At 63.2% G+C, this 24,936-nt stretch carries 22 protein-coding genes; 8 read left to right on the plus strand and 14 right to left on the minus strand.

Going from position 1 to position 24,936, the window contains the following annotated elements:
- Nucleotides 1-49 precede the first annotated feature (49 nt).
- Nucleotides 50-727 (minus strand): tRNA (adenosine(37)-N6)-threonylcarbamoyltransferase complex dimerization subunit type 1 TsaB, encoded by a 678-nt coding sequence (gene tsaB / locus ACSZPK_RS18530; RefSeq protein WP_437882996.1) that lies wholly within the window; start codon nt 725-727, stop codon nt 50-52.
- Between the two features lie 132 nt (nt 728-859).
- Entirely contained in the window at nt 860-3,307 is a 2,448-nt protein-coding gene (locus tag ACSZPK_RS18535; RefSeq protein ID WP_437882997.1) for a glycogen/starch/alpha-glucan phosphorylase, read from the minus strand.
- 524 nt (nt 3,308-3,831) lie between these two features.
- Here ACSZPK_RS18535 and ACSZPK_RS18540 point away from each other — a divergent pair.
- From ACSZPK_RS18540 to ACSZPK_RS18550, 3 genes are all read left to right on the plus strand, one after another.
- Nucleotides 3,832-5,469 carry a VRR-NUC domain-containing protein gene (locus tag ACSZPK_RS18540; RefSeq protein WP_437882998.1) on the plus strand — a complete coding sequence of 546 codons (1,638 nt, stop codon included), beginning with the start codon at nt 3,832-3,834 and terminating at the stop codon, nt 5,467-5,469.
- Nucleotides 5,466-7,769 carry an ATP-dependent DNA helicase gene (locus ACSZPK_RS18545; protein ID WP_437882999.1) on the plus strand — a complete coding sequence of 768 codons (2,304 nt, stop codon included), beginning with the start codon at nt 5,466-5,468 and terminating at the stop codon, nt 7,767-7,769. Before ACSZPK_RS18540 ends, ACSZPK_RS18545 begins: the two co-directional genes overlap by 4 nt.
- Before the next feature lie 196 nt (nt 7,770-7,965).
- A complete protein-coding gene (locus ACSZPK_RS18550; RefSeq protein WP_437883000.1) occupies nt 7,966-8,289 on the plus strand; it encodes a DUF3509 domain-containing protein in 324 nt (107 codons plus the stop codon).
- Nucleotides 8,290-8,352: 63 nt separating this feature from the next.
- On the opposite strand, the gene ACSZPK_RS18555 is transcribed toward ACSZPK_RS18550, so the two are convergent.
- Entirely contained in the window at nt 8,353-8,643 is a 291-nt protein-coding gene (locus ACSZPK_RS18555) for a transcriptional repressor (RefSeq protein ID WP_437883001.1), read from the minus strand.
- A 290-nt stretch (nt 8,644-8,933) separates the two neighbouring features.
- Between ACSZPK_RS18555 and ACSZPK_RS18560 the strand changes: the two genes are divergently transcribed.
- The gene (locus ACSZPK_RS18560; RefSeq protein WP_437883227.1) at nt 8,934-9,221 is read left to right on the plus strand and encodes a hypothetical protein; all 288 of its coding nucleotides are present in this window, start codon (nt 8,934-8,936) and stop codon (nt 9,219-9,221) included.
- Between the two features lie 200 nt (nt 9,222-9,421).
- Here the strand turns inward: ACSZPK_RS18560 and ACSZPK_RS18565 are convergent, their stop codons facing one another.
- Together ACSZPK_RS18565 and cobF are read right to left on the minus strand one after the other, a co-directional pair.
- Complete coding sequence (locus ACSZPK_RS18565; protein ID WP_437883002.1) at nt 9,422-9,580, minus strand: DUF3309 family protein; 159 nt, start codon at nt 9,578-9,580, stop codon at nt 9,422-9,424.
- A 217-nt stretch (nt 9,581-9,797) separates the two neighbouring features.
- Nucleotides 9,798-10,556 carry a precorrin-6A synthase (deacetylating) gene (cobF, locus tag ACSZPK_RS18570; RefSeq protein ID WP_437883003.1) on the minus strand — a complete coding sequence of 253 codons (759 nt, stop codon included), beginning with the start codon at nt 10,554-10,556 and terminating at the stop codon, nt 9,798-9,800.
- Nucleotides 10,557-10,677: 121 nt separating this feature from the next.
- Between cobF and ACSZPK_RS18575 the strand changes: the two genes are divergently transcribed.
- A complete protein-coding gene (locus tag ACSZPK_RS18575; RefSeq protein ID WP_437883004.1) occupies nt 10,678-11,613 on the plus strand; it encodes an NADP-dependent oxidoreductase in 936 nt (311 codons plus the stop codon).
- A gap of 43 nt (nt 11,614-11,656) precedes the next feature.
- On the opposite strand, the gene ACSZPK_RS18580 is transcribed toward ACSZPK_RS18575, so the two are convergent.
- The 7 genes from ACSZPK_RS18580 to ACSZPK_RS18610 all read right to left on the minus strand — a co-directional run bounded on the left by ACSZPK_RS18580 (nt 11,657) and on the right by ACSZPK_RS18610 (nt 19,130).
- The gene (locus tag ACSZPK_RS18580; protein WP_437883005.1) at nt 11,657-12,022 is read right to left on the minus strand and encodes a response regulator; all 366 of its coding nucleotides are present in this window, start codon (nt 12,020-12,022) and stop codon (nt 11,657-11,659) included.
- A 24-nt stretch (nt 12,023-12,046) separates the two neighbouring features.
- Entirely contained in the window at nt 12,047-13,489 is a 1,443-nt protein-coding gene (locus tag ACSZPK_RS18585; RefSeq protein WP_437883006.1) for an ATPase domain-containing protein, read from the minus strand.
- 187 nt (nt 13,490-13,676) lie between these two features.
- On the minus strand, nt 13,677-15,341 hold the full coding sequence (locus ACSZPK_RS18590) for an ATP-binding protein (protein WP_437883228.1): 1,665 nt from the start codon (nt 15,339-15,341) through the stop codon (nt 13,677-13,679).
- 208 nt (nt 15,342-15,549) lie between these two features.
- Nucleotides 15,550-17,691 carry a TonB-dependent copper receptor gene (locus ACSZPK_RS18595; protein ID WP_437883007.1) on the minus strand — a complete coding sequence of 714 codons (2,142 nt, stop codon included), beginning with the start codon at nt 17,689-17,691 and terminating at the stop codon, nt 15,550-15,552.
- 81 nt (nt 17,692-17,772) lie between these two features.
- A complete protein-coding gene (locus tag ACSZPK_RS18600) occupies nt 17,773-18,129 on the minus strand; it encodes a DUF2946 family protein (RefSeq protein ID WP_437883008.1) in 357 nt (118 codons plus the stop codon).
- An 8-nt stretch (nt 18,130-18,137) separates the two neighbouring features.
- A complete protein-coding gene (locus ACSZPK_RS18605; protein ID WP_437883009.1) occupies nt 18,138-18,608 on the minus strand; it encodes a copper chaperone PCu(A)C in 471 nt (156 codons plus the stop codon).
- A gap of 132 nt (nt 18,609-18,740) precedes the next feature.
- Nucleotides 18,741-19,130, minus strand: coding sequence for a DUF2946 domain-containing protein (locus ACSZPK_RS18610; RefSeq protein WP_437883010.1), 390 nt, complete (start codon nt 19,128-19,130; stop codon nt 18,741-18,743).
- 148 nt (nt 19,131-19,278) lie between these two features.
- Between ACSZPK_RS18610 and trhA the strand changes: the two genes are divergently transcribed.
- From trhA to ACSZPK_RS18625, 3 genes are all read left to right on the plus strand, one after another.
- The gene (gene trhA / locus ACSZPK_RS18615) at nt 19,279-19,896 is read left to right on the plus strand and encodes a PAQR family membrane homeostasis protein TrhA (protein ID WP_437883011.1); all 618 of its coding nucleotides are present in this window, start codon (nt 19,279-19,281) and stop codon (nt 19,894-19,896) included.
- A gap of 191 nt (nt 19,897-20,087) precedes the next feature.
- Nucleotides 20,088-21,323, plus strand: a complete 1,236-nt coding sequence (locus ACSZPK_RS18620; RefSeq protein WP_437883012.1) for a DUF1835 domain-containing protein — start codon at nt 20,088-20,090, stop codon at nt 21,321-21,323.
- A gap of 190 nt (nt 21,324-21,513) precedes the next feature.
- Nucleotides 21,514-23,043, plus strand: a complete 1,530-nt coding sequence (locus ACSZPK_RS18625) for a sensor domain-containing diguanylate cyclase (protein ID WP_437883013.1) — start codon at nt 21,514-21,516, stop codon at nt 23,041-23,043.
- Nucleotides 23,044-23,187: 144 nt separating this feature from the next.
- Here ACSZPK_RS18625 and ACSZPK_RS18630 read toward each other — a convergent pair whose 3' ends face one another.
- Together ACSZPK_RS18630 and ACSZPK_RS18635 are read right to left on the minus strand one after the other, a co-directional pair.
- A complete protein-coding gene (locus ACSZPK_RS18630; RefSeq protein ID WP_437883014.1) occupies nt 23,188-24,345 on the minus strand; it encodes a phospholipase D-like domain-containing protein in 1,158 nt (385 codons plus the stop codon).
- A complete protein-coding gene (locus ACSZPK_RS18635) occupies nt 24,342-24,917 on the minus strand; it encodes a YceI family protein (protein ID WP_437883015.1) in 576 nt (191 codons plus the stop codon). Before ACSZPK_RS18635 ends, ACSZPK_RS18630 begins: the two co-directional genes overlap by 4 nt.
- Nucleotides 24,918-24,936: the final 19 nt, after the last annotated feature.

Genomic DNA, 24,936 nt, shown 5'->3' on the forward strand with positions numbered 1-24,936 from the left:
GCCAACCCCTGTCAATAGCCCGTCGTTGGCAGGCAGAGTGTCAGATTTTCTACTGCGCTTTCGGCGTTGCCACATTGTCGCGCAGATACACCGGCAAGGCCTGTTCTGCCGGCAGCGCTTCGCCACGCTGCCAGGCGTAGCAGGCCAGCCTCAGCAAATCCTCGGCATGCGGCAACATGCCGCCATCGCGGGCCACCACCGGCAGCGCAATACGCTGGCCATAGCTGCCCCAGCCGGTCCCGGCGCCGAACCACGGCCCTTCGGCGCCACGCGGCACGCTGGCCTGTTCGGGCGGCAGCACCGCTTCGCTGCCCAGTAGCCTCATCTCCCCCGCCTCGGCCCGGTAGCAGCCCCAGTAGACCTCGTCCATGCGCGCATCGATGGCGCTCGCCACCTGCTGCGCGCCATGCTCGCGCAGCGCGCGCTGGGCCAGTATGGCAAGGTTGGAGACGGGCAGCACCGGTCGATCCAGGGCGAACGCCAGGCCCTGGACCACACCGATGGCGATGCGTACACCGGTAAAAGCGCCAGGACCACGGCCGAAGGCGATGCCATCGACCTCGGCCAAGGCCACGCCGGCCTCACCCAGTAGCGTACGCACCATCGGCAGCAGGCGCTGGGCATGCAGGCGCGGAATCACCTCATAATGGCTGAGCACCCGGCCGTCGTGCAGGAGCGCGACGGAGCAGGCTTCGGTAGCGGTATCCAGGGCCAGCAGCGTGGTCATGATCGAAACGGACCAGGGGAAATGGCCGCGCATTAAAACGGTTTGCGGGAGAGTTTTCCAGTGTCGGCAGTCGGCTGGAAGCGTTCTTGGCTTGAGCCCGCTACGCCCCCGCCAGGCTTTTACGCCCGGCGATCATCCCACCTTCCATATATCGCTGGCGTATTCGCGGATGGTCCTGTCCGACGAGAACCAACCGGCCCGCGCCGTGTTGAGCACGGCCGCCTGCCACCATTGCGCGGGCTTCTGCCAGAGCCTGTCGACCTGGCGCTGGGCGTTCCAGTAGGCATCGAAATCCGCGCAGACCATGAACCGGTCGTGGCTGAGCAGGTTGTCGATCAGGCTGACGTAGCGGCCCGGGTCATCAGGCGAGAACACGCCGTTGCGAATGGCCTCCAGCGCGCCGGCCAGCCGCCCGGAGCCGGCCAGCAGCCCATGCATGTCGTGCTGCCCGGCGCGATGACGGGTTTCGACCTGCTGCGCGGTCATGCCGAAGATGAACATGTTGTCGCGGCCGATCAGTTGGCTCATCTCCACGTTGGCGCCATCCAGGGTGCCGATGGTCAACGCACCGTTGAGGGCGAACTTCATGTTGCTGGTGCCCGAAGCCTCCAGCCCGGCCGTGGAAATCTGCTCGGACAGGTCGGCGGCCGGGATGATCACTTCCGCCAGGCTGACGTTGTAGTTGGGGATGAACACCGCCTTGAGCAAGCCACGAACGGTGGGGTCGGCATTGATCGTGCGGCTGATGTCGTTGGCCAGCTTGATGATCACCTTGGCCTGGTGGTAACTGGCTGCCGCCTTGCCGGCGAATATCTTCACCCGCGGCGCCCAGTCGGTGGTCGGATCGTTGCGGATCGCCTGGTACAGCGCCACGGTATGCAGCAGGTTGAGCAACTGGCGCTTGTATTCGTGGATACGCTTGACCTGCACATCGAAGATCGCCTCGGTATTCAGCACGACGCCCATCCGGTCGGCCACCAGTCGCGCCAGGGCGATCTTGTTCTGCTCGCGACAAGCGGCGAAACGCTTGCGAAACGCCTGCTTCCCGGCGTGGGGTTCGAGCCGCGCCAGTACCGTTTCGGGAGAATCCAGCACATCCTCCTCGATGGTCTCCACCAGCAGGCGGGTGAGCGGCGGATTGACCTGGTACAGCCAGCGGCGGAAGGTCACGCCGTTGGTCTTGTTGTTGATCCGCTCCGGGTAAAGGCGGTGCAGGTCGCGGAACACGGTCTTGCGCATCAGATCGGTATGCAGCGCCGAGACACCGTTGATGCTGTGCGCGCCGAGAAACGCCAGGTTGCCCATGCGCACGCGGCGCCCCTGCTCTTCCTCGATCAGCGAAACCGAGCGCAACAGCTCGAAGTCATGCATATCCTGGGCGCGCAGCGAGTCGATGTGATAGGCGTTGATCAGGTAAATGATCTGCATGTGCCGGGGCAACAGGCGCTCCATCAGCGACACCGGCCATGACTCCAGTGCCTCGGGCAACAGCGTGTGGTTGGTGTACGAAAGGGTCGCGACCGTAAGCGCCCAGGCACGCTCCCAGGCCAGCTCATAGAGGTCGACCAATTGCCGCATCAGCTCAGCCACGGCGATGGCCGGATGGGTGTCATTGAGCTGGATCGCGACCTTCTCCGGCAGCCGGTCGATTTCGCCGTGCTGCTCCATGTGCCGACGCAGCAGATCCTGCAACGATGCGGCGACGAAAAAATATTCCTGGCGCAGGCGCAGCTCCTGACCCGCCTCGGTGCTGTCGGCCGGGTAGAGCACGCGTGAGATGCTTTCCGCGCGCACCGTGTCGGCTACCGCGCCGAAGTGGTCGCCCGCGTTGAAGCGCTCCAGTTGCAGGTCCTCCTCGGCCCGGGCCCGCCACAGACGCAAGGTGTTCACGCCGGCACGACGCCAACCGACGATGGGCGTGTCATAGGCGATGGCGCGGATGGTCTCGGTGGGGTGCCAGACCATGCGCGGCGTATCGCCCTCGCCGGCATGGGTCGACACGCTACCGCCGAAACCGACGCTGTAGCTGACCTCGGGGCGCTCGAACTCCCAGGGATTGCCGAAGTCCAGCCAGGTCTCGGTGTGCTCCTGCTGCCAGCCATCGACGATCACTTGCTTGAACAAGCCATGCTCGTAGCGGATGCCATAACCGTGGGCCGGCAGGTTGAGGGTTGCCAGGCTCTCCATGAAACAGGCCGCAAGCCGGCCGAGCCCGCCGTTGCCCAGGGCGGCATCCGGCTCCAGGTCACGGACATGATCGAGGTCGACGCCCAGTTCGGCCAGGGCCGTACGGGCAGTATCCAGCAGCCCCAGATTGCTCAGGTTATCCACCAGCAGGCGGCCGATGAGAAACTCCAGGGACAGGTAGTAGACGCGTTTCTGCTGCTGCCGATCAGGCTGCTCGCAGGCGCCCTCCCAACGGTCGACGATGTGCTCGCGGGCAGCCAGGGCGACCGCCTCGAACCAGTCATGGCCGCAGGCGTTGTTCGGTTCCTTGCCGACGGCGTACTTGAGCTTGTTCAGGATATTCGACTTGAACGTCTGAACCGCCTCTTCGCTCGGGTGCTCGGGAGTGGCCATACTTCACCTCGTTTCGGTTCCATTGCGGGGCACTGTGTCGTCTTGTCGCCCATCGACGGGCGCTGGCGGCACGGCTCCTTGCCAGCACCGAAACGCACCGACGAGGCCTTCTGCAAGATGAGTCAACGCTTGCCGCGAAGAGGTTCCATATTTCGCGAACTCGCACTCGACGGGCTCTTGTCGCCGCGCAGAACCTGACCTGCGCGCATTCAAAGCGGTATTCACAGGGCAGGAAGCCTCAATTCCCGGTCGAAGCAAGGAACCTGCCAAGACTGACGCCAGGAGCAACGGAGCGCAGTCCGTACCGATCCATCCACGCTCACTCAACACAGCATGGGGTACGGGCACGTCCACTTGTCCGTGAGCCATTGCCATCGCCTGCCCGTTGCTGGTATCTGTATATACGAACAGTATTTGCAACAACGTCGCCACGCGCAGCAGATCGTGAACAGGTTCGCAGGATGGGTGTCGAATCCGCCCTGCGCGCCTCCCCCACTTACCCGTGAACTCATCTCGCCCCCGCCATGCAAGATCCCCGCTTCTACTACCTGGCCAACTTCCACAAGGTGCTGGCCTGGATCGCCGAACGCTACGATGACTTGCTCGATGCGCAGGAGCGGGCGTTCATCTTCGGCTTCCGCGATCTCGAACAGGCCTCCCAGGCCTTGCTGGTGCGCATGATCATGCGCAAGGGCCGACACTTTCGCGCCAGCAAACTGGACTACGAGGAAATCGGCTGCCCACGACAGGCCGCCCACGCATTGCTGGCCGCAGGCTGGATTGTCGACGACGAACACCTGGCACTGGCCGAGCTCTTCGCCCTGCTGCGCAAGGACGAACTGCTTGCCTGCCTGCCGCTGACGCGCGAGCAACTGCGCCTGCGCAAATCCGAGCTGCTGGCGACCCTCGGCGAAACCAGCAGTCGACCACTGCGCGAGTGGACGCCAGAGCTCGACGAGGTCGTCTACTCACTGACCATCGACGGCCTGTGTGATCGCCTGCGCCTGATGTTCTTCGGCAACCTGCATCAGGACTGGTCGGAGTTCGTCCTCGCCGAGCTCGGCATCAACCGTTACGAAAACGTGGTTCTGGACAGTGCCTCGCGTGCGCTGCGCAGCCGTGCCGACCTGGAACTCTACCTGCACCTGCATGCCTGTCGCGATGCCTTCGACAGCGGCGAAGCATTGGACGCGGTGATCGAACGCATCGGCCCGACCCGCAGTGACAATCCCTACCTGGCCAAACGCCGGGACAAGCTGCTGCTGCGCATCGGCCAGCAACTGGAACGCGAAGAACAGTGGGACAGCGCGCTTGAGGTCTACGCAGCCAGCGCCTATCCCGGCGCGCGCTGGCGCCGCATTCGCGTGTTGGAGCGCTGCCAGCGCCACGAACAGGCGCTGGCCCTGAGCCAAAGCGCCTGGGATACGCCGGAAAACGATGCCGAACGGCAATTGGCCGAACGCGCCCTGGCCCGCCTGCGTCGGCAACTCGGCCTGCCCTCGGCCGCCAAGCCACGAACCCCGGCCAGCGAGCGCCTGGAACTGAGGTTGGTGCGCCAGGCTGGCCTGAGCGTCGAGCAATGCGTGCAGATGCATCTGCGGACAGACGAAGCACCGGTGTTCTATGTCGAGAACACCCTGATCTGCAGCCTGTTCGGCCTGCTCTGCTGGGATGCGATCTTCGCCCCGTTGCCTGGCGCCTTCTTCCATCCGTTCCACAGCGGCCCGGTCGACCTGCTCAGCCCCGATTTCGCCCAGCGCCGCAGCCAAGCGTTCACCACCTGCCTCGGCCATCTGCGAAGCGGCAGCTACCAGAGGGTCATGCGCCAGGCCTATGCCGACAAGTTCGGCACCCTGTCGCCGTTCGTCTACTGGAGCGTGCTCGACCCTGAATTGCTCGACATCGCCTTGCAGTGCCTGCCCGCAGAGCACCTGCTGGCCTGGTTCCAGCGCTTGCTCGACGACATCCAGGCCAACCGTGCCGGCATGCCGGACCTGATCCAGTTCTGGCCCGCCGAGCGTCGCTACCGGATGATCGAGGTCAAGGGACCAGGGGATCGCCTGCAAGACAACCAGCGCCGCTGGCTGGCCTTCTGCGCCCAGCACGACATGCCCGTCAGCGTCTGCCATGTGCAATGGCACGAGGCTCGAGAACTGGCATGAGCTACCGGGTCGCCGTTCGCGCACTGTGCGAATTCACCGCCAAGATCGGCGACCTCGACCTGCGCTTCACGCCCGCCCCGACCGCCCAGGAAGGCATGGCCGGCCATGCCACGGTCATCGGCCGGCGTCCGCCTCACTACCTTTCCGAAGTGCCCGTGGCCGGCGACTACCCCGGCCTGCAGGTGCGCGGCCGTGCCGATGGCTACGACCCGCTCGCCAAGCGCCTGGAAGAGATCAAGACCTATCGCGGCGACATAACCCGCATCCCGGACAATCACCGGCAGTTGCACTGGGCCCAGGCCAAGGTCTATGGCTGGCTGCTGTGCCAGGAACTGGGGCTGGCGGACATCGAGCTGGCGGTGGTCTATTTCAATGTCATCAGCCAGAAGGAAAGCGCCTTCCGCGAACGCTACCGTGCCAGCGAGTTGCGCGAGTTCTTCGAGTTACTCTGCCAGCGCTTCGTCACCTGGGCGGAGCAGGAGGAAGCCCACCGCCAAGCGCGCGACCTGGCGTTGACCGATCTGACCTTTCCTCACCCGCAGTTTCGCCAGGGTCAGCGCCAGCTCGCCGAAGCGGTATACCGTGCCGCCCGCGACGGCCACTGCCTGATGGCCCAGGCCACCACGGGCATCGGCAAGACCCTCGGCACGCTATTCCCGCAACTCAAGGCGGTACCGGCCCAAGGCATCGACCGCCTGTTCTTCCTGAGCGCCAAGACGCCAGGTCGACGCCTGGCGCTCGATGCCCTCGGTACCCTGCGCGAACATGCGCCGAGCCTGCCCATACGGGTACTGGAACACGTCGCGCGGGACAAAGCCTGCGAACATCCCGACAAGGCCTGCCATGGCGAATCCTGCCCGTTGGCCAAGGGTTTCTATGATCGCTTGCCTGCCGCACGCCGGGCCGCCCTGCAGCGCAACTGGCTCGACCATGCCGCGCTCCGCGAGGTGGCCAGCACCCACCAGGTCTGCCCGTACTACCTGAGCCAGGAGCTATGCCGCTGGTCCGATGTGGTGGTGTGCGACTACAACTATTACTTCGACATGAGCGCCCTGCTCCATGGCCTCACGCTGCTCAACGACTGGCGCGTCACCGTGCTGGTCGACGAAGCCCACAACCTGGTCGAGCGCGGCCGCAAGATGTACACCGCCGAACTTGGCCAGGGCGCTTTCAATGCCCTGCGACGCAGTGCGCCCAAGGGTCTGAAGGCATCCCTGGATCGGGTCGCCCGGCACTGGAACCAGTTGCACAAGGATCAGGCCGTCGACTACCAGGTCTACCCGGCCGCGCCCGACCTGTTCCTGCTGGCCTTGCAAAAAGCCGTCAGTGCGATCACCGATCACCTGACCGACCAACCCACCGGCAACGACGTAGAGCTGTTGCAGTTCTACCTCGATGCCATGACCTTCTGCCGCCTGGCCGAGGCGTTCGGCGAGCATTCGCTGTTCGACATAACCCGCCATGAAAGCCGTCGCGGCCAGGCTCTCTCGACCCTGTGCCTACGCAACCTGGTGCCGGCACCATTCCTCGCCGAGCGCTTCGCCAATGCCCACAGCGTGACCCTGTTTTCCGCGACCCTGAGTCCACCACACTATTACATCGACTTGCTCGGTCTTGCCAAGGACACGCCATGGATCGATGTAGAGTCGCCATTTCGTGCCGAGCAACTGCAGGTCCGCGTGGTCAGCGACCTCTCTACCCGCTATCAGGATCGCGAGCGCTCACTGTTGCCCATCGTCGAACTCATGAACCGTCAGTTCCATGAAAGGCCCGGTAATTACCTGGCCTTCTTCAGTAGCTACGCCTATCTGCAACAGGTGCTCGATCTGTTTCGGCGGGAATACCCCGAGCTACCGACCTGGGCCCAGTCACGACAGATGGACGAAGCGGCACGCCAGCAGTTTCTCGATCATTTCAGGCCAGGCGGGCAAGGTGTTGGCTTCGCCGTTCTGGGCGGTGTATTTGGTGAAGGTATCGACCTTCCCGGCGAACGTCTGATCGGCGCCTTCATCGCGACCCTGGGCCTGCCACAGATCAATCCGGTCAACGAGGAAATCCGCCAGCGCATGCAGGCCCTGTTCGGCGGCGATGGCAGCAGCGGCTACGACTACACCTACTTCTATCCCGGTTTGCAGAAAGTGGTGCAGGCCGCCGGGCGGGTGATTCGCACCCAACAGGACAACGGCGTGGCCTATCTGATGGATGACCGCTTCGGCCAACCTGCGGTCCGCCGTCTGTTGCCGAACTGGTGGAAGGTTGAACGTCTTCGACTGTCCCGCGATCTATCCATTAGCCCATGAAGTATCTCGGCAGGTCGCCGGGAGGTTGTCGTGCAATTTGCAATGCGCGCATGCCTCGCATCGTGCATATTGCCATGCGTCGAATCCATCATATAAATATAAGCTATTGATTTTATTTAAAATAAAATCTTATTGAACCTGGCATGGGTCCTGCTCCCTTTCTCCTATCTGCACAACGAGATCGGAGATTCCCCCTATGGAACTTGCACTGAACGCCTTCTACGAAGCCTTCCCCGAGCACATCGTCTCCGTCAAACCACGTCCGGACGGTTCGGTGCTGATGCAGTTGGAAAAAGCCGACGAAGAGAGCTTCAGTCGAGCCATAGAGGTGGAGGACCTGTTCTGTGCGAAACGTGCTGGCAAGATCATCGGCCAGATCCAGCGTGACATGCATCTGCTGGGCGGCGACCAGTTTCTGAAGAACCAGCAGGCCATCAAATGCGATTTGCCCACCTACCTGGGTGAACCTATCCATTTGCGAGCCATGCAGAAGCTTGTAGCCAACAGGAAAATCCGCTGATTTTCATCCGCTGTAAACTTTGTAAAAAAACCGGCGATCAACGCCGGTTTTTTCATTTCTCGATCAGCTATTGGCTGCTCGCTTGCCTTGTTCGGCAACCAGACGATAACGTCGCTTGCCATCGCGCTCGATCAAGCCGCAGGCGTGCAGGCGACACAACACCTGACGAACACTGAGGATGGAAATCCTCTCGTCTTCGTCCATCAGACGCGCATGCAGGGCTGCGGCTGGTAGTCCCAGGGCCTGTGTTTCCGCGCGCTGCAGGACTTCGACGATCTTCAGGCGCATCAGACTGACCTTGAGGCCGGCGCTTTGCAAAAGGTCTTTCTGTTCCTGATGATGACTTGGTGGCATGTCTGGTTTCTCCCTAGTCTGCTTTTACCGCTCCCAAAATTCATATCGTCATCAATGGTCTTCGCCATTTCATGACAGTCACCTATAAAGACGAACGAAACACAAAAATCCTGCACTTCTCGTCCACTTTTTTTAATTCGCCACTGGAACGGGCTTTGTGCTATCAGTGTCCGCCCGATCGGGTGAGATTGATGCAACGCAGCGACTGCACCAAAGAACTGCGGCATTACCCGGCGGAAACTTCAAGCTCAGGAGCATTCTGTCCTGGCAAGCCATTTTGGGGGTTTAGTATGAAAAGGCTTGTTCTGCTGATTCTGCTCATGACTGTCGTGGGCTGCAGTGCTACATCGAAATCCTATGAAAAAAAGGGTCGCAAAGGGTTGAACATCAATTGCTCGGGCCTATCGTCGAACTGGGATCAATGCGAAAAGAACGCAGCGGCCTCATGCGGTACGAGGGGCTACAAGGTCATCGCACGCTCAGGCGATGACGCCAGCAGCGATGACTCGAATACGTTTCTCTTCGGTATCAACCCCGCCGGCTTCTCCAGCCGCAGCATGGTCGTCATCTGCCGCTGAACCTGACCGCCCGCCTCGTCAACGGACGACGAGGGTGCGGTCTTCCCTGTCCTCCTGTCGCGGCCCTTCTTCACTCATTCGGCACTTGCGCCTGAGCCATCACCATCGCCGATTTCCGCCATGGACCGATGTGGCAATTCCCTGCATGCATTCACGTGGGCGGCCTCGCGTGTCACTGGATCGCGAGCCGCGACACTACGTCAGACCACCCCCAGCAGGATGAGAACAAGGAGAACCACCACGACGGCACCCAGGCCGCCACTAGGCCCGTAGCCCCAGGCACGGCTGTGCGGCCAGGCAGGAATGGCACCGACCAGCAACAGGATCAGGATGATCAGCAGTATGGTTCCCAAGGTCATGGCGACTCTCCTCGGACTCGATGAAATTGTTGGCAGGCGCCGAGTCCGTAGGCGCCATCTGCCTGATGGGCTTCATCGCCCCTTGTAGTCAGAGACTGGCGGTGTTCGAAAATGGTTTAGGAAGAATCGCTCGATCGGTAATGGATCACAGCCTGCGGCCGGAGAACAGGTTGGGAAATGACAGCAAAGAGGCAGGAGCGGACCTTTCAGTACACCGTCATTCCCGGCGCCGCAATAAATAGCTGTCCATGATCCAGCCATGGGCTTCGCGGGCCTCGGCGCGTACGCGGCTGATTTCGTCGGCGACTTCGTCGAGCGGGCCGCAGACGAGGAGTTCGTCGCCTTCCATCCCCACGTAGGCGCCCCAGTAGATATCCAGGTTCTGTCCTCGGTAATGGCGGAAGCTGTCCTCGGCATCGAGCATCACCAACACACTGTCGGCCTCCGGATAGCTGGCCGCCAGACGCCGGCCAGTGGTCACCTCGATAGAACGACCGATACGGTTCAATGGCACCCGGTGCTGGGCCGCCAGGGCCTGGATGCTGGTAATGCCGGGGATGACTTCATACTGCAGTTCATGACGTCCGCTCTGGACGATGGCCTCGACGATCCGCGAGGTACTGTCATACAGGCCGGGATCACCCCAGATCAAAAAGGCCCCGCACTCGCCTTCGGCCAGTTCATCGCCGATCAGGCGTTCGAACAGTGCCTGCTTGTCGCGGTTGAGATCGACCACGCTGCCCTGGTAATCGGCCACGCCGCGAACCCGCTCGGGAATCTCGGCCTCGACGATGCGGTAATCATCACGCTCGATGTAGCGCTGGCAGATTTCCTTGCGCAAGGCCACCAGCTTGTCCTTGGCCGGCCCCTTGTCCATGACGAAGAACACGTCGACCCGGTTCAGTGCCTTGACCGCCTGCATGGTCACGTAATCGGGATTACCGGCACCGATGCCGATGATGAGGATCGTCTTCATGCCACTGACTCGTTGTGCAAAGGGCGCAGCATACTGGGGATCGCACGCCTGGAAAATCATCTGAACCGCGCCCGTATCTTTCAGTCTGCATATCTACGGAACCATGCAAGGGGAAAGCGCGATGGCAACCATGCATGCGGCGCGTATTCATGAATTCGGCGGGCCGGAGGTGATTCGCTTCGACGACGTGGAAATTCCCCGTCCTGGCCCCGGCGAAGTGCTCGTCGAGGTCAAGGCCGCCAGCATCAATCTGGTGGACTGCAAGATTCGCGAGGGACGCTTCCCCCCCGTATGCAAGGAACAGTTGCCGCTGGCCCTGGGGCGTGACCTGGCCGGCATCGTCGTCGAACTGGGAGCCAACGTGACCTGCCTCGCACTGGGTACGCCAGTCTTCGCCATGGTCGATACCGATGGCAGCTATGCCGACTACGCCCTGGTCAGGACGGAAAATCTCGCCGTCATTCCCAGCCCACTCGACTTCGTCAGTGCCGCAGCCGTGCCGCTCGCCGCCCAGACTGCCTGGCAGGCGCTGTTCCAACATGGCCAGTTGCACGAGGGACAGCGGGTGCTGATTCATGGGGGCAGCGGCGGGGTTGGCCATTTCGCCGTGCAATTCGCCAAGGCCAAGGGCGCCGTCGTGTATGCGACGGGATCGAGGCACAGCCAGGCGTTCATGCGCGCCATCGGTGCCGACCATGTGATCGATTACCGCAGGCAGCGTTTCGAACACGCTTGCAGGGAGATGGACCTGGTCATCGACCTGGTCGCCGGGGAAACCCAGGTTCGCTCCTGGTCCGTGCTGCGCAACGGCGGCCGGCTGGTTTCCACGCTTGCCGAGCCGGATATGACCCATCCACAGGCTGCCGGCAAGTCAGGCTGCTTCTTTCTCGTGCAGCCCAATGGCCGTCAACTGCGCACCATCGCCCAGCTGATTTCAGATGGCATCGTGCATGCGGCCCTGAGCAGGACCTTTCGCCTGGAGCAGGCTGCCGAAGCCCAGCGCTACCTGCAGCAGCGCCATGTCGAAGGCAAGGTCGTGATGAAGATCGAGCGATAGAGGCGCAGGAGGATGAACGCAGGAACGCCGTCGGCAACGGGTCTCAGGTTCCGGGACCGATCAGCTCCCGGACCTTGGCGATCACGGCGAACACGTCGAACGGCTTGTCGAACACTGCGGCGAACAGCTCGGGGCTGGTCCTGCCGACACTGCTCTGGGCACCGCTCATCAGGATGATCGGCAGGTTTGCCGATGCAGGCCTGGCCCGAATGGCCTTGGCGAACTCGAGGCCGTCCATGATCGGCATCATGAAGTCGGTGATCACCAGTTCCGGCCGTTCGCGGTCGAGCACCTCCAGACCCCGACGGCCATTACTGGCCTTGACCACCATATAGCCCTCGTCCTCCAGCGCGTAGCCGAGAATATCCGCGATCAGATACTCGTCATCGACTATCAGGATGGTGGTCATGCTGAATCTGCCCGACGCTGCCTGTTAAGCATTCTGAATCGGTTTGGCACTGCCCGTCAGGACACCTGCCGCCTGTTTGAACGCCTTGTGAAGATCGATGCCATTGTCGTGAATGACAACCTCCAGAAGAGCGGGATCATAGAAACTGTCCCTCATTTTCAGAATCGACAGCATCCGCTTAAGTTCAGACTCAATCTCGACGAAACGCATCAGGAACAGGTTGTCGACCACGCTGGAAAGCTCGGGAGCCGGAGCATTGACGTCGGCACTGAACAAGTCGCGCATCTCCCAGGTACCCAGCACCGTCACGTCACGGGCACGCAGTTCGTTCATCAGGGCACTGAAGAACTCGATCAGCCGTGGCGTATTGGTCGTGACCCGGGCCATACCGCCGAGACTGTCGATGACCACGCGCTTGATGCCCTTTTCCTCGACAGCATTGAGCAAACGGATGCCCAGGCTGTCGAGCAGCCCTTCGCTGGTCGGCTGCCAGATCAGATGCAATGCGCCGTTGTCTTCCATTGCCTGCAGGTCGATACCGATGGCACGGGCTTTCAAGCGCAGGCGCTGGGGCGTTTCATAGAAACCGAAATGCAGCCCCGGCTCCTCGGGGGTCGACTGAGCGAGAAAGCTCAGCCCCATGCAGGTCTTGCCGGTCCCGGCCGGGCCGGTCGCCAGCGTCACCGAGGCCTTGGGCAGACCGCCTTCGATCAACGCGTCCAGGCTGGCGATACCGCTGCCAATACGCGACTCATCGGCGCAATCGATACGCGTAGGCTTGCTGTACAAGCTCTCCAGGCGTGGATAGACGACCAGGCCATCGTCGGTGATCTCGCACTCGTGCAGACCTGACAAGGCCCCGCTGCCACGGGTCTTGCGCAACTGAATGCGACGTACCGAACGGGTGCCGAACAGCTCCTCGCCCATCTCGATCACGCCGTCGACCATGGTGTGCTCGGGGCTGCCTTCGTCGAGTCGCGAACTGGTGAGGAACAGCACCGTGCAACCGGCGAAGGCGGCGTGGCCTTGCAGTTCGGAAATGAACTTCTTGGTGTCGATCTGGTTTTCCGCCTTGGAGCGGGCATTGAGCAGGCCATCGACCACCAGCACCGTGGCCTTCTGCCGGCTGATCTCGCGGCGCAGCAACTTGACCACTTCGTCCAGGCCCTCGTTCTCCAGGGTGTCGAAAGCACTGACGAACTGAATCTCCGCCCCCACTCGCGAAGCGTCGAAGAAACTCAGGGTCGAAAGGAACTGGAACAAGCGCTCATGGGACTCGGACAACAAGGTTCCGACAAGAACCCGACCGCCACTGCGTATGTGATTGAAGGCGATCTGGTTGGCCAGGATGGTCTTGCCAGACCCCGGACGCCCCTGGACGATGTAGGACGCGCCCGCGACCAGGCCTCCCTTCAACAGAGCGTCGAGCCCAGGTATTCCGCTTTGAAGGCGTTTTAGCTGTTCCAAGTCGGGCGGCCTCACGAAAGTTGCGCGCTGACAGCCTCCGCGCCTGCACGCCCAAGACCGCCTGAAAGATAGCGATTGAAAAGTGCAGCTACTTTACCCGCAGCAATCCGGCCACGCCACCAGACGCAGCCGTGATGCGGGCACGTCACGAACACGCACGCCGCCACCCGCGATACGCGTTGCGAGCCTACACGCTGTCCAGATGAGAAGCGGCCGGCAGGTAGAGGCTGACACGCGTTCCCGCCTCCGGGCTCGTATCGATCAGCACCTGCCCACGGCTTTGCCGGACGAAGCCATAGACCATCGACAGGCCAAGGCCTGTGCCCTGCCCCACCGGCTTGGTGGTGAAGAATGGATCGAACGCTCGTTCCAGCACGTCTGGCGGCATGCCGCTGCCTGAGTCGGCGACAGTGACCACCACATAAGTGCCCGGCCGCATGTCTGGCCGGGTCGAGGTGTAGGCCTCGTCCAGCTCGACGACCTCGGTCCTGAGCAGCAGTTCGCCGCCGCCCGGCATCGCGTCGCGGGCATTGATCGCCAGGTTGAGGATGGCGCTCTCCAACTGGTTGGCATCGATGATCGCCCGTGGCGTATCGGCGGCGTATTCGCTGCGCATGACGATGCCCTCGGTGATCGTGCGCTCGATCAGTTCCTCCAGCGAACCGAGTAGCGCCGTTACATCCACGGCTCGCGCATCCAGGGACTGGCGCCGGGAAAAGGCCAGCAGCCGCTGGGTCAGGCCGGCGGCGCGGTTGGCCGAGGCGAAGGCGGCGTCCATGAAACGTTCCAGATCGTCCTGGCGGCCACTGGCGATACGCCGCTTCATGATGTCCAGGGCGCCGATCACACCGGTCAGCATATTGTTGAAGTCATGGGCGATGCCGCCGGTGAGCTGGCCAACCGCCTCCATCTTCTGGCTTTGCCGCAACGCGGCCTCGGCCAGGGCGCGATTGGCCATTTCCTCATTCAATGCAGCGGTGCGCTCGGCGACCTTCTGCTCAAGGCTTTCGGCGGTCCCGCGCAGCACCTCCTCGGCCATGCGCTGCTCGGTGACATCCAGCACCAGCACGTGACAACCATCGACCTGCCCGGCTTCGTCGTAGCGCGGCAGGTAACGCACATCGGCCTCGCGCCGGCTACCATCGCGATACGGCCAGCTCACTTCCTGGCGTGAAGCGATCCCGGCCAGGGCGTGCTCCAGTTCCGGCAGGCACAGTTGCAACTCGGGCGGGCCCAACACCTCTTCCAGCGACAGGCCGATCAGGTCCAGCGCCGGGCGATACAACCACTCGCGGGAGGCACGGTTGACGAAACGCAGGCGCCACTCGATATCGACGAAAGCGATCAGCACCGGCAGCGAGTCGGCCACCAGGCGCAACTCACGCTCACTGGCCTGCAAGGCCCGGCGACTCTCGGCGAGTTCGATCAACTGCGTGCGAATCAGAAACTGCTTCTGCCGCGCGCGCATCGCCGAGGCGACCGCACTGAGCAACGACATGGCCCCCAGCGGCCGTTCCAGCACGATGACACTGGCGGCGATGCGTGGCAGACGCATCCAGGCGCTTTCAGGCTCGCGGCTCTGCCCGTCACGCCGGGCGGCGAGGATCAACAGTGGAATGTCCGACCAGGGGGCCTGGTCCTGCAAGGCACGCTGCAGTTGAGAAAGATCGTCGGTCAACGCCTCCTCTGCGATGACCGCCACCCCGGCTTCTTCGTTGAGGGAGTCGGCCAGGCCATCGAGATCGGCGCACAGGCCGATCTCATAACCGTTGTCTCGCAGAACGCCGAGGGACGTATCGGCGGCACTGGCGAGAATCAGCACGCGGGTGCCATCACGGGTACGCTCATACATCACGGGAAGCAACCTCCCGCCAGTGGTATACCGCTGGTCATGCGCTTCCAGGCAAGTCCTTTGCTGGATGATTTCATGCGTAATCCTCATGGATGCATGGACAATAAGGACGACGCCCGTTCATGTCTCTCCGACATGAACGGGCGTCGTGCGTTCAGTTGTTGCGCCGGCATGACGAAGAGCCAGAACCAATCCGGACGTTCTAGGGTCAGAAACTCAGGTCCACTTTAGTCCACAACGTGCGCCCCGGCTCGTCGATCGCCACAGGCTCGGCAGGAAAGCCGAAACCTGCGTCACCCGCCAGGTTCAGGTGCTCTGAATACGCCTTGTCGAACAGGTTGTCGACACCTGCGCTGATTTTCACCTGCTCGCTGATCCGATAGGCGCCATTGAGCGAGAACACGCCGAAACCGGCACTCTTGCCGAAATCCTGGCCGACCACGTTGCCCTGCCCTTCGGCGACCCGGTTCTGCGCTGCCACCAGGCGCCACAGCGCACCCGCACTCCAGTCGCCCTGCTCATAGCTCAGGCCCAGGCGAGCTTCCAGCGGCGGCATCTGCGGCAACGCCTTGCCATCGGAACTGTTCTTGCCCCAGGCGTAGGCAAGGGTCGCATCGGTCTTCCAGGCATCGCTCAGGCGATAGGCGGTGCCCAGTTCACCGCCCATGATGCGCGCATCGATGTTCTCGGCTTGTGAGGTGTCGCCCATCATGCCACCCGAGGTGTAAGTGAAGAGGATGTAGTCGCGAACCTGGCCGACATAGCCCGAGGCCCAGGCCTGCAGATCATCGCTGGCGTATTGCACGCCAAAGTCCAGTTGCGTGGTTTTCTCCGGCTTGATGCCGGCGAAGGCATTGGCCGCACCGTCCGGTCCGTCATCGGCGGAGAACAGTTCCCAATAATCGGGAAAACGCTGGGCATGGCCGAGCCCGGCGTAGAGCGTGGTCGGCGAATCGGCGAGATCGTACTCGTAGCGGGCGAAGCCGCTGGGCAACGTATCAGCGCGGGTGTCGCCAGCGGTCGGGTTCGGTGAGCTCCCCATCATGCTGCTGATCGAGGTACGCCAGTCCTTGGCCGAGGCGCGGTCCACACGTGCACCGCCGATCACCCGCTGGCGCTCGGCGAGGTTCCAGGTCAGCTCGGCGAAGACGCCGTAGTTGTGCATCGTCGCGTCCTTGCTCCAGGCGAACTTATCCGTGTCGGTGTAGATGTCAGTCATCATCGAGTAGCTGGAACTACGGGCGCGGTGCTCACTGCGCAGCGCATCGATCCCGGTTACCAGTTCGACATCGCTCCAGCGCAGGGTAGCGGCAACACGAGTACCGAGGGTGCGCCGATCGACCTGGGCAGCCATCGGCATGGGCATCGAGCTGGTCGGATCAGGCGTGCGCAGGCGGAAGTTGTCCATCACGTGGTCGGCGTAGTTGTAGTAGACCTGCGCCTCCAGCTTATCCAGCACACCGCCGAGATTGGACTTCTCGAAGCGCAGGCCCAGGCTTTCGCGCAGGAACTGCGAACCGTCCATGCTGCGCCCGGCATAACGCGCCTCACCATTGCCACGGCCAGCGGTCAGTTCGATCAGGGTGTCCTCGTCCGGCGTCCAGCCCAGGGCGACGTCGGTATTCCACTTCTTCCAGCGCGACGGCACTTCGTCGCCGCTGCCCGAATCGTAGTCATCGGCCTGGGCCTGGTTGCCGATCAGCCGCAGGTAGCCTTGCGAGCCGCCGACCGCACCGTCGATCACCTTGTCGAAGCGACCGTTGGAACCGCCGAGCAGGCTGGCATGCAAGCGGCTGCCCAGTTCGCCGAAGTGCTCGGGCTCACGTTCGAACAGCACCGTGCCGGCCGATGCGCCCGGTCCCCAGATTACGCTTTGTGGCCCCTTGATCACCGTGAGCTTGTCGTAGGTTTCCGGCGCTATATAAGAAGTCGGCGCATCCATCCGGGCCGGGCAGGCACCCAGCATCAGGCCGCCATTGGTACGGATGTTCAGGCGCGAGCCGAACATGCCGCGCAGCACCGGGTCGCCGTTGCTGCCGCCGTTACGGATCGCCGAAAACCCGGGGATGGTCTTCAGGTAGTCGGCACCATCGCTGGCCGGCACCGGCTGACGCGGCGCCTTGGGGTCGGTGACCACCGTCAGCGGCGATTGCTGCTGTACGGCGGTGACCACGGTCGGTTCCAGTTCGCTTTGCATCACCGCGCCGGCCAACGGCTGGTAAACATGTTCTTCGGCATGGGCTCCCGTGCCCACGGTCAATCCGGCGAACAAGGCGAAAGCAGGCTGCCAGCGGCGCTGCCACGGTGAAACGATGAGACGGCTGCAGCCGACAGAAACATGCAGATTCATGGACATTCCCTAGCGAAATTCAGATACGTGCCGCCGCTGAGCCGCCTTGTCGGATCGGCTCATGGAGGTCGGGAAAACTGATCAGGCGTGGAAATGTCGTGGTGGCGCCCGGGGCTGGAGCGCATATCGAGCGCTCTTGAAGAGGCTTGCCGGCGGCGCGAGGAAGACTGTCAGCGGGCGCAGCCATAACGATCCGTCCGCCTGCACCGGCAGGCTGCTACCGAGGGCCGGGCTACCCGCCAGCAACGAACAATAGCCACAGGCATCGTCCAGGTGGGCGGGAGCGGGTTGCGCATGGCCATTGCCATGGCAATCCATTTCGGCCATGACGCGCTGCGCAGCCGCCTGCGCCTGCGACCACAAGGGCGCGGCGTAGAGCAGCAGCATCGCCAGCAGGCCGAGGCAGGCGGCCAGGCGACGGGTACGCAGCGATTGCATCGACACACTCAGTGCGCGTGCATGTGTTCGTGCTGCTCGGGCTCGTTCTTCTGCACCGCGACCTCGACCTTGACGTCACCGGCTTTCTCGAAATGCAGGGTCAGCGGAAAACGGTCGCCCTCCTTCAGCGCCTGCTTCGGCCCGAACAGCATCACGTGGTAGCCCATGGGCGCGAACACCGCCTCGCCACCGGCCGGTACATCGACCGCCTGGACATGCTGCATCTTCATCAAGCCATCCTTGTGGATGTGTTCGTGCAGCTCGGCCTTCTCCGCCACCGGCGTGTCGGCGCCGAGCAGGCGGTCAGCGCTGTCGCCCTTGTTGTGTACGGTGAAATAGGCCGAGACGTTCGGCGCATTGGGCGGCAGCTCGCGCGACCAGGGATGGTCGATGTGCAGGTTGCCGGCATCGTACTCGTGGGCACTCGCAGCCAACGGGCAAAGCAGCGAGGCAACGACGAAGAGATGACGCAGTTTCATGGTGATTTCCTTGCGAGGATCGAATTTCGGACAGGTACGGACACGGCGATCACACCGTGGCGGCACTCAAGCGTTCACAATTACAGCAGGCATTTGCCGGCGCTGAGGCAGCCAGCGAGCGCACGAGACGAATCAGGCGTCGAGGCGGGGAGACGCGCGGGGATTGAGCGAAGGCCAGGCTTCGCGGGGCGGCGGTTGCGCGCGGTTGGGCAGTTCCAGCGGGGCACTGGAGGCGTCGGCCGGCAAGGCGGCCAGCAATGGCGCCGAGCCCAGGGCAGCGGCCAGGCCGGACGACGAGCACAGTGGGCAGGACATGGCGTCGAACTGGGCATCGTGCTGCCCGTCACCCAGGTCATGGCTGGCCGCACCGTCGCGGCTTTCCGAGCAGAAACCACTGCCCAGGCCACTCAGGGCCAAGCCACTCATCTGCCCATGGTGAATACCGCAGGCGAACAAACTGAACAGGACACAGGCATACAGCGTCCAGGCAATCAGCGTTCGGTCGTGACGGGCGATGTTCATGGCGCCAGACTGTAGCACCGCTCAGGACCTGGGTTGAAGCGCAATGGCGTGGTCGATTGCCGCACAGAGACATGCCTGGCTCTTGCATACCCCCGCGCCTGGCCTGCTAAGGTGGCATCCCCACACCTCGCGGAGGCAACGTTCAACCATGTACCACGGGGAACGACTCAACGCCTGGACCCACCTGGTCGGCGCGCTCCTGGCCGCTGTCGGCGCCATCTGGCTGATCGTCCTGTCGAGCCTGGACGGCAGCCCCTGGAAGATCGTCAGCGTCTCGGTCTACGGCGTCGCCCTGGTGCTGCTCTACAGCATCTCCACCCTCTACCACAGCCTGCGCGGCCGCACGAAGCGGATCATGCGCAAGCTCGATCACCTGTCGATCTACCTGCTGATCGCCGGCAGCTACACGCCCTTCTGCCTGGTCAGCCTGCGCGGGCCATGGGGCTGGACCCTGTTCGGCATCGTCTGGGGCCTGGCCCTGGTCGGCATGCTGCAGGAGATCAAGCCGCGCTCCGAAGCCCGCGTGCTGTCCATCGTCATCTATGCGGTGATGGGCTGGATCGTGCTGATCGCCGTCAAGCCACTGCTCGCCGCCCTGGGCACCGCCGGTTTCGCCTGGCTCGCAACGGGTGGCGTGCTGTACACCGTGGGCATCATCTTCTTCGCCTTCGACCAGCGCTTCCGCCACTGGCACGGTATCTGGCACCTGTTCGTCATCGCCGGCAGCCTGCTGCATTTCGTGGCGATCATGTTTTACGTGCTGTAGGGCAAGCGCATGGTTTGCCCTACAGCACGCCGCTCGCTATAGTCCGCCGCCTGGGCGCTCGCCACGCCTGCGGTCCGCGCGAAGGGTTGACCACGGCCACTGCATATCGCCAAGGACCTGTTCACACGCTTTCGTGAACAGGCCACAACCGACTCCGGCCCCAGGCGGACATGGCCCGACAAGGAGTTGGCATGCCTGCCGTTTCCCGTTCCGATGGTCTTGCGGACCTGTCCTTCCTGCGCCAACGCGCCAAGCACCTGCTCAAGGCCCTGCGCCTGGGCCAGGCCGCCGAACAGCGTGCACAGTTGTTCACCCTCGGCCGCCCCGGCCCGGACTTCCAGTTGGCCGACAGCCAATGGCTGGTCGCCCGCGAAGCCGGCTTCGCCAGTTGGCCCAAGCTCAAGGCCCATGTCGACGCCATCGCCTTCGCCGCACGCCATCCCGGCTTCAGCGCCGCCCATGAGGCCGGCGTGCAACACTGGCGCTGCGGCAACGATATCGAACACAGCCTGCGCACCGCTGGTTTCAAGGGCGCCTTCCACATGCTTGCCGATCCCTTGACCATGGGACCGGTCCGCGATGTGCCACTGGCCGACTACATGGCCCTGCGCGGACCGTTCCTGGCCAAGGCATTCAACCTCGTGCCGGCCGATTCGCACGGCCGTCTCGCGACTGAATATGGCGCCTTGAACGCCATCGATACACAGCATGAAGTCGTGCTGTGGTGCGAAGCCGATGCCTATGACCAGTTGTTCCTGATCCGCCTGCTGGCCGGGCTGCGCGAGCTGCCACGGCGCCTGGAGTTGATCGAGGTGGCCAGCGTACCTGGCGTCGCGCGCTTCATCGGTATCGGCCAACTGGCTCCCGACGTGCTGGCCTGGCTCTGGCCGCAGCGCCGCCCCCTGGCCGAGGAGGCGCAGGTTGTCGCGCGCGAGGCATGGCATGCCTACACCAGCAGTGATCCGCGGCGATGGGCGCAACTGGCGCAACAGCAGCACCCGGCCTTGCCACTGCTTGCCCCGGCACTGGCCAGGCAGTTGCAGGAACTGCCCGGCGTGGACGACGGACTCAGCCTGACCGAACGCATGACCTTGCGCACCCTGGCCGAACAGGGCGAGCAAACCGCTGGCAAGGTATTCGCCCATCTGATGGCAGTCGCAGACCCGCTTCCCTACCTCGGCGACCTGATGTTCCATGCCCTGATCCGTCCGCTGATCGAGGCTTCCCATCCATTGCTCATCGAGGGTGAAGGGGCGAACTGGGCGCAACGCACGCTGCGCCTGAGCGATCTCGGTGAACGGGTCATGGCGGGACAAGCCCATTGGCTCGACCAGTCCCCCGCCGAACGCTGGGTAGGCGGCATCCGCCTGGCCGCAGGCGAACCAGCCTGGATGGTCGATGCAAGCGGGCAGGTGCAGCAGCGTTAGAAACGGACCGCTTCGAGGCACAAGCAGCCACTGATACTCCGCAAAGCAACTCAGCGGGCCACGGCTCTTTCCCCCTGAAGCTTGCACGCCATGCCTGACCTATACTGGCCAGGCGCCCAGCGGCCAGGCTTTCGCGGTCTGGCCGCATAACCTCATCAGCGCTGGCCGGCGAACGCAAGGGGGCCCCGACGTGTCGATCCTGCACGAACTGCTCTATGCGTCCCCCACGCTGCTGGGCGTCAGCCAACTGCTCGCCTGCGCGGTCGCCAGCACCAGCATCCTGTATTTCTGCCGTCCCTCACGCGGCCCCGGCTACTGGGCCACCTGCTGTTGGTTGCTGGCGATCAGCTACGTGTTGTTCGCCATCGACCATGTCAATGACAGCCTGCAGATCTTCTGGCTGACCGACCTGCTGCTGATCGGCGCCCAGGCATTCATGATGCTCGGCATCTACAGATTTCTTGGCCAGCCCTTGCCGCTCTGGATCATCCCGGCCAGTACCGTGCCGATGCTGCTGGTCGATGTGCTGCGCGGGCACGATCATCTGCCCCAAGCGCTGGCGGACGCCGCCTACTGCCTGCTGGTGATCGGCCTGGCGCTGAGCACCATCAAGGGCTTGCGTGGCCAGGAGCACGCCCGTGCGGTTCGTATCTTCATCATCTGCTCGTTGGCCGCCTATGCCCTGAGTCATCTGATCCGGCTGCTACTGGGTCTGGGCCATGCCTGGTCTGGCAGCCTCCCGGTCTTCCAAGAAGCCGATTCGATCCCGCTGCTGTCGTTCTACAGCGGCCTGCCTTTCCTGGTCATCGCCCTGGTCGCGCTGACGGCCATGAGCCTGCACCGCACCCTGGCGGAAAGCCGCAAGCATGCGACGCAGGCCCGGGCCAATCTGATGCGCTTCGAGCAATTGATGCGCATCAGCAGCGCCGCCACCCTGCTGGTCCATAACGGGCGCATCGCCGACAGCAACCCCAAATTGGACGAACTCTTCGGTTGCCGATCCAACGCCCTGCACGGGCGTCTTTTCAGCGAACTGTTTCATCAGGACACCGATCCCCAGCTCTTGCGGCAACTGGGCGAAGAAGCCCCGCTCAACCTCATCGCCATCCGCGTCGACCAGGGCAGCTTCCAGAGCGAAGTGACCTTGCGGGCCCTCGACGAAGACCACGACCTCGTGGAGATCCGCGATGTTTCCCGACAAAAAGCCATGGAAGCGCAACTGGCGAGGCTGGCCAGCACTGACCCTCTGACTGGCGCACTCAACCGACGGGCTTTCGACGAACGCTATCGGCAGGAACAGCAGCGCGCCAGCCGCCAGCCCGTGGACCTGTGCCTGGCGGCGCTGGACCTGGATCATTTCAAGCAGATCAACGACCAATATGGCCATGCGGTCGGTGACGACGTTCTGGTCACGTTCACCCGGATCTGTCGCCAACACGCGCGCGCCACGGACATCTTCGCCCGCTTCGGCGGAGAGGAGTTCGTCTTCCTCCTGCCGGACTGCCGCCCTGACGATGCCCTGCAACTGCTGACACGCATCCGCCTGACGCTGTTGGAAACCCCGATCGACGGAATCCAGGCCGACCGCCGTATCAGCTTCAGCGCCGGCCTTACCATCTGCATAGCCGGCGCCTCGCTGGACGATACCCTGCGCAACGCCGACGCCGCGCTCTACCACGCCAAGCAGAATGGCCGGGACAGGATCGAAGTGGCGAGTTGAGGACATCTGAAACTCAACATGCCAGCACGTTTTCGCCCTCAAGACTTTCACATAGCCGAGGAAAAACCTTCATTCGTACCAAACGAACCTGCCCACAGGCACTTTCGTCCTGCGCCCGGCCTTTGGTCCTCTCGAAACCCGCCCCTACCGCCGCCTATCCAACAGATTGACCACGACCCGGTCCAGCCAACCCCACAGCCGCTGCTTGAAACGCTTGAACAGCGGTTGGCTCTGCCAGTCCTCCAGGGTTATCTCCATGGCGTCGGCAAAGTCGCGCTCGAAGCATGCGGCGACCGCCGCGGTGAAGGGACGATCCAGGGTTTCCAGGTTGGCTTCCAGGTTGAAGCGCAGGTTCCAGTGGTCGAAGTTGCATGAGCCGACGCTGACCCAATCGTCCACCAGGACCATTTTCAAGTGCAGGAAACGCGGCTGGTATTCGTAGATGCGCACGCCGGCGCGCAACAACCGTGGGTAGTAGCGCTGGCCGGCGTAACGCACCGGTGGATGATCGGTGCGGCGGCCAGTGAGCAGCAGCTTCACCTCGACGCCTCGCCGCGCGGCACGGATCAACGCGCGGCGGACCTTCCAGCTCGGCAAGAAATACGGCGTGGCCAGCCACACCCGCTGCTTGGCCTGGCGGATGCTGCGCAGCAGCGACTGGACGATATCGAAGTGCTGCCGGGCATTGGCATAGGCCAGGCGGCCCATGCCCTGGCCGATCGCCGGGCTGCTCGGCAGACGTGCCTGGCCTGGCTCGTGCTGCGGTTTCCAGGGCAGGCGCTCGCGGCTGGCCCTCCACTGGTAGTCGAACAGCAGCCGCCAATGCTGCACCAGCGGCCCCTGGACCCGCGCCATCACCTCATGCCAGTCGCTTTGCGGTCGCTCCGGGCTCCAGAACTCGTCAGTGGAGCCCGCACCGCCAATGAACGCCAGGTGTTCGTCGATGACCATGATCTTGCGATGGTCGCGGTACAGGTTGCGCAGCCAGCGGCGCAAGCGAATCGGGTTGTACAGGCGCAGTTCGATGCCGGCATCGGCCATGCGCTTGCGCAGCGCACTGCCCAGGCCCAGGCTGCCGAAGCCATCGAACAGGCAGCGCACTGCCAGACCGCGCCCTGCCGCTTCTTCCAGCGCGGCGATGAGCATCTCGCTGCAGCGGCCATCCTCGACCAGATACAGCTCCAGCGCCACGCAGTGCCGCGCCTCGGCGATGGCCTGGAGCATCTGTGGATAAAAACTGTTGCCGTCGACCAGCAGGTCGAAACGATTGCCCGACTTCCAGGGGAAGACGGCGCCGCTCATCGGCTGGTGAAGATCATCACGGCGCCAACCGGCACCGATGGGTTGATCGAGGAAATCCGTGAGGCCTTGCGCATGGCCTCGACGCTTTCGCCCAGGCCGAAGTCGGCGACGTTCAGCACCAGTGGCGCCAGGGTCACCACCTGGAAGCGATTGTCGTCCAGGCGCGTGGCCAGCAGATCAGCCATGTAGCCGTGCTTGCGACCGTGGATCTGCACCTGGATCGGCAGGCGCAGTTCCACCTGGGCGCCCGGCGCCAGGTCGGTGATCGGCGCCAGGCGGATGGTCGCCATCACCAGCGCTTCGGGGAAGGCGCTGACCTCGAACAACTGCTCACGCAGGCGCTCGTCGCGCAACGGAATGCCCGTGCTGACCGAGTCCAGTTCGATGCGCAGGCGGGCCTGGCCTTGCTCGTCGATCTGTCCGTGCAAGGTCAGGAAACGGGCGACTTCCGACTGATTGCCGGCCTTGGTGGAAATGAAGGTCAGGCGCGAGGACTCGTTGTCCAGGTACCAGTCGGCGTGCACCGGCAGGGCGCAACAGGCAGCGATGAGGAAGGTGTACAGCTTGGTCATTGGCACAGTCTAGTCAGAC

The sequence above is a fragment of the Pseudomonas sp. LRF_L74 genome (genome assembly GCF_965644255.1).
In the GTDB taxonomy this organism is placed as follows: domain Bacteria; phylum Pseudomonadota; class Gammaproteobacteria; order Pseudomonadales; family Pseudomonadaceae; genus Aquipseudomonas.